Annotated in this window: 3 protein-coding genes and 1 pseudogene; all 4 read left to right on the top strand. The window is 41.4% G+C overall.

What is annotated here, in order from left to right:
- Positions 1 to 899, top strand: a pseudogene (locus WEIDD23_RS11415) (DEAD/DEAH box helicase); the annotation flags it as partial.
- A 194-nt stretch (positions 900 to 1,093) separates the two neighbouring features.
- Positions 1,094 to 2,602, top strand: coding sequence for a hypothetical protein (locus WEIDD23_RS11410; protein ID WP_010369787.1), 1,509 nt, complete (start codon positions 1,094 to 1,096; stop codon positions 2,600 to 2,602).
- A gap of 78 nt (positions 2,603 to 2,680) precedes the next feature.
- A complete protein-coding gene (locus WEIDD23_RS11405; protein WP_010369784.1) occupies positions 2,681 to 3,817 on the top strand; it encodes a glycerate kinase in 1,137 nt (378 codons plus the stop codon).
- Between the two features lie 318 nt (positions 3,818 to 4,135).
- On the top strand, positions 4,136 to 4,498 hold a 363-nt coding region (locus WEIDD23_RS12860), incomplete at its 3' end, for an alanine--tRNA ligase-related protein (RefSeq protein WP_242865525.1).

Below are 4,498 nucleotides of genomic sequence, written 5' to 3'. Positions count from 1 at the left end.
TGTCGATGAAGCGGATATGACCATGGATTTGGGACTTCCTACCAGAAGTTGATGCAATCGCAGGTGCGATGCCAGAAGATTTGCAAATGTTGGTCTTCTCAGCTACGATTCCACAAAAGTTGCAACCATTCTTGAAGAAGTACCTAACGAACCCTGTTGTGGAAGAAATTCCAACAGAAACCGTTATCGCCCCAACGATTACTAACTTGTTAGTTGGTACGAAGGGCATGAAGAAGGATGACTTGGTTTACGAGTTATTGACGATGGGAAACCCATACATGGCGTTGGTGTTCACCAACACGAAGGAACGTGCGCGTGAATTAACCAAGGCATTGCGTAACCGTGGTTTGAAGGTCGCTGAAATCCACGGTGGTATTCAACCACGTGAACGTAAGCGTACCATGCAACAAATCCAACACTTGGACTATCAATATGTCGTGGCCACTGATTTGGCCGCACGTGGAATTGATATCCCTGGTGTATCATTGATCATCAATGATGGGATTCCAACGGAGCTTGAATTCTTCGTGCACCGTGTTGGCCGTACTGGTCGAAACGGTATGGAAGGAACGGCCATTACGATTTACAATCCAGATGAAGAAGAACGCGTGCAAGCGGTCGAAAACATGGGTGTGACGTTTGAACCAATGACTTACTCACATGGTGAGCTTAAGCCTGGTTATGATCGTCGTCGTCGTAAGCAACGTTCAAAGTCAACTGTTAAGCTAGACCCAACGATGATTGGTTTGGTTAAAAAGAAGAAGAAGAACGTTAAGCCTGGTTACAAGCGTCAGATTAAGTCTGCGATTGCCCGTGATGCAAAGTACAAGAAGCGTGTTGAGGAACGTCAATCACTTCGTGCCGCGCGTAAGGCTAAGAAAAAGGCTAACGATAAGTAGCATAAAAGCGCGCGAATATACAATTTGCGCGCTTTTTTAGTATATAAAATGCTTGAATTATACTTTTAGATTTAGAAAGATAGATATATGGGGGTCATACCCGTATAAATTGTGTAATTATATTGGTAGTGATACACATCTAGATAGAAATTATTAAATGAACAAACATGTATTGAATTTATGAGGGGGGATTTATGAAGGACTTGGAGCGAGTTTCACAACTGGTTGAACGGTATACAATGGAAGCGAGAATAAAAGCATTCCATACAATGTTTACTAATAAAAATATGTCTGATGCGAAATCAGATGATTTCATTGTAGATAAAACTATTGTTGATTCTTTAAAAAATGCCATAGCTATCTCGTTTTATGCACTTACAGCGCCAGTGACAGAAAAATCAGCGAAAACAGATTTTTTAAAACTTGAAAGAAAATTGGTGATATTAATCAATAGTTTTAGTAAAACAAACATCCAAAAAAATTATCAACGTGGAAATAGCGACATATTTTTGGACGCTAGTTTTGCGATGTCAAATTCTAATTTAGAATATATTTCAGCATGGCAATGGATAGAGTTTTTCGAGTTTTTTGATGATACAATTGCCTCTCTATTTAAAGTTAAAAGTACCTCTCGTTTAATCAAGTACGTTATTGCAAATGAGGGCAATAACGAAATTTCGCTTGAAACATTTGAACGGGGAGTGATGTCGCTCGTAACTGATGAAGAAACAAAAAAATTGGAAGAAAATTCGTGGGAATTGCAAGAACTTACTCGAGAAATGCGCAACGTTGAAAGTGTCCAGGATGCGTATAATGTTCTCAGAAAAAAATTGTTGCCAATGGTATTTTATAAGGGGCATCTCTTATATGCTCCAAATCAACACGGTAGTTTTCAAATTACAATGGAATATATGTTCTTAACACAACAGAATAAAGCACTGAAAAGAATACAAACTAAATTTGAGGATTATGTTGTTGAAATTATCAGTAAAGAATTAACTAGGATTGATCCTGAAGTTAAAATTCAACCAAATTATTATGTTGAAATTGACGGACAAGAGGCTGAACAAGATTTACTATTACAATCTGACGGATTTAATTGGGTTGTTGAAATAAAAGCATCTAGAATTAATTTGGGGTTGTCGAATGTTTTACATGCTAGGAAAAAGCTACAAACAACTTATGATAAATACGCAGTGAAGGCATCACAACAAATCAGTCGAGCTGTACAAGCTATACAGGATGGTGAAAAAATATTTACTCGCGTTGGTAAGGATAAGGTTAACGTAGATATAATGGAACCGATTAGGGGGATTATTGGCGTCACTGTTACTTTGTGGAACTTTTCTCTTTTGGCACACCAACAAGGATTATTTTTGTATGAAGAACATGATGTGTACCCAATTCTCACAGTGTTTGATTTTCAATATTTATTGAAATCGATATCTACAACTAGTGATTATGCGAATTTATTGAATTACTTTCAGTATCGATTAGACAATAGTGAACAGATTGTAGCAGTGGACTTCGACGAATTGAATTTTTATGATGTATATGAACATGATAGTGGTGTCGAGTTGCCATCCGGTCAGATTGTTATTGGTAGTAAAACTCCTGGCATCGTTTCCTATGTGGATGACAAGATTAAACCGCAATTATATGCAAAAATTAGTCCGTTCGTGGCTCATCGTTTAGATTATTAAATTCGTACACGGAAAGTTTTATTAGTGGTATAAACGGCGTCTTTTTCAAAACCACGGTCAACTCAGTGAGGAATTGATATGAAATTTGTAATTGCCCCAGATTCATTTAAAGGTAGTATGACAGCAAAAGAGGCGGCTCTGGCCATTCAAGTTGGCTTGCAAAAAATTTATCCAGACGCGGACTATGAATTGGTACCGATGGCCGATGGCGGTGAAGGCACTGTTCAGTCATTAGTTGATGCAACGGACGGTGATATCATCGCTGTTGATGTACAAAATCCGTTGGGCGAAACGGTGACGGCCTTTTACGGTGTTCTAGGTGATGGTCAGACGGCTGTAATTGAAATGTCAGCGGCATCTGGTATTCAATTCGTGACAGAGGAAACGAAAAATCCGCTGATTACGACGACGTTTGGCACGGGCCAATTGATCAAAGATGCGTTGAATCGCGGGTTGCGTCGCTTCATCATCGGACTTGGCGGTTCTGCCACAAACGATGGTGGGGCTGGCATGGCTGAAGCGTTGGGTGTCCGGTTCCTTGATGAAAATGGTCAGCAAATCGCTCATGGTGGTGCGCCGTTAGCACAGTTATCCAGGATTGATATGAGCCACATTGATCCGCGCGTGGCTGAGTCTGAAATCTTATTGGCATCAGATGTCACGAATCCATTGGTTGGTGAAACTGGTGCGTCAGCCGTCTTTGGCCCACAAAAGGGTGCGACACCAGCGATGGTGGCCGAACTCGATACGGCTTTGACAAATTATGCCAAGGTGGTTAAGGCACAATTGGGTATCGACTTGGCTAATACACCGGGGGCGGGCGCTGCCGGCGGACTCGGAGCAGGTATGTTGGCGTTCACACAGGCTAAGATGCAATCGGGCATTAGTTTGGTTGTTGCAGCAACTGCATTAGTCGCCAAATCTGCCAATGCGGATGTCGCATTTGTCGGCGAAGGTGCGATTGATTTTCAAACGCAATACGGTAAGACGCCAATGGGTGCAGCGCAAGCGATTAAGCAAGCCTCACCCGATGCGAAGGTCATTGGATTGGCTGGATACGTTGGGGATGGCATTGATACATTGTATGATTTGGGTATCGATGCGGTGTTCAGCATCGTGCCGGGTGCAGTTGATTTGCCGACTGCAATGAAGGATGGTGAGGCAAATCTCACACGAACAGCTGAGAACATCGCGCGATTGCTAAATACCAAATAACTTTTACAAAAACATTTCAAGCAAACAAAAACGGTTATTAGAAGTTCTTAATATGTTACAATAATGAACAAGGACATATCATTTATGGTTTGAGAGCCAACAGAAACGTTGTGGATGATGTAAACAACGCTCAACCTTTTGTGATGCTACCTTCATAGCTGTTTGTGAAAGCAAACCGTGCGCCAGCGTTAACGGCATTCAAAGAGGTAATGATGCAGACTATCATTGCAAGCAGAGTGGTACCGCGTGTAGGCGTCTCTGTTTTTGCAATGGGGGTCTGTTTTTATTTTAGATATTTATTTAAGCGAGGATTGGAAGATGAAGCCATTATCATCAGCTGAGATCCGTGATATGTTTTTGCGTTTCTTCGAAAGCAAGGGACACAGCATTGAGCCATCTCAATCATTGATTCCAAAGGACGATCCAACATTGTTGTGGATTAACTCTGGTGTCGCAACGTTGAAGAAGTACTTCGACGGTTCAGTTGTACCTGAAAACCACCGTATTACGAACGCGCAAAAGTCAATTCGTACGAATGACATTGAGAACGTTGGTCACACGGCCCGTCACCACACGTTGTTTGAAATGATGGGAAACTTCTCAATTGGCGACTACTTTAAGCCTGAAGTTATTCCTTGGGCTTGGGAATTGTTGACGAGTCCAGAATGGTACGGTATGGAC

This window comes from Weissella sp. DD23, assembly GCF_001579105.1.
GTDB classification, from domain to species: domain Bacteria; phylum Bacillota; class Bacilli; order Lactobacillales; family Lactobacillaceae; genus Weissella; species Weissella cibaria.
Note: the sequence above shows the minus strand (reverse complement) of the source record. Positions and strands in the feature narration are given on the sequence as shown.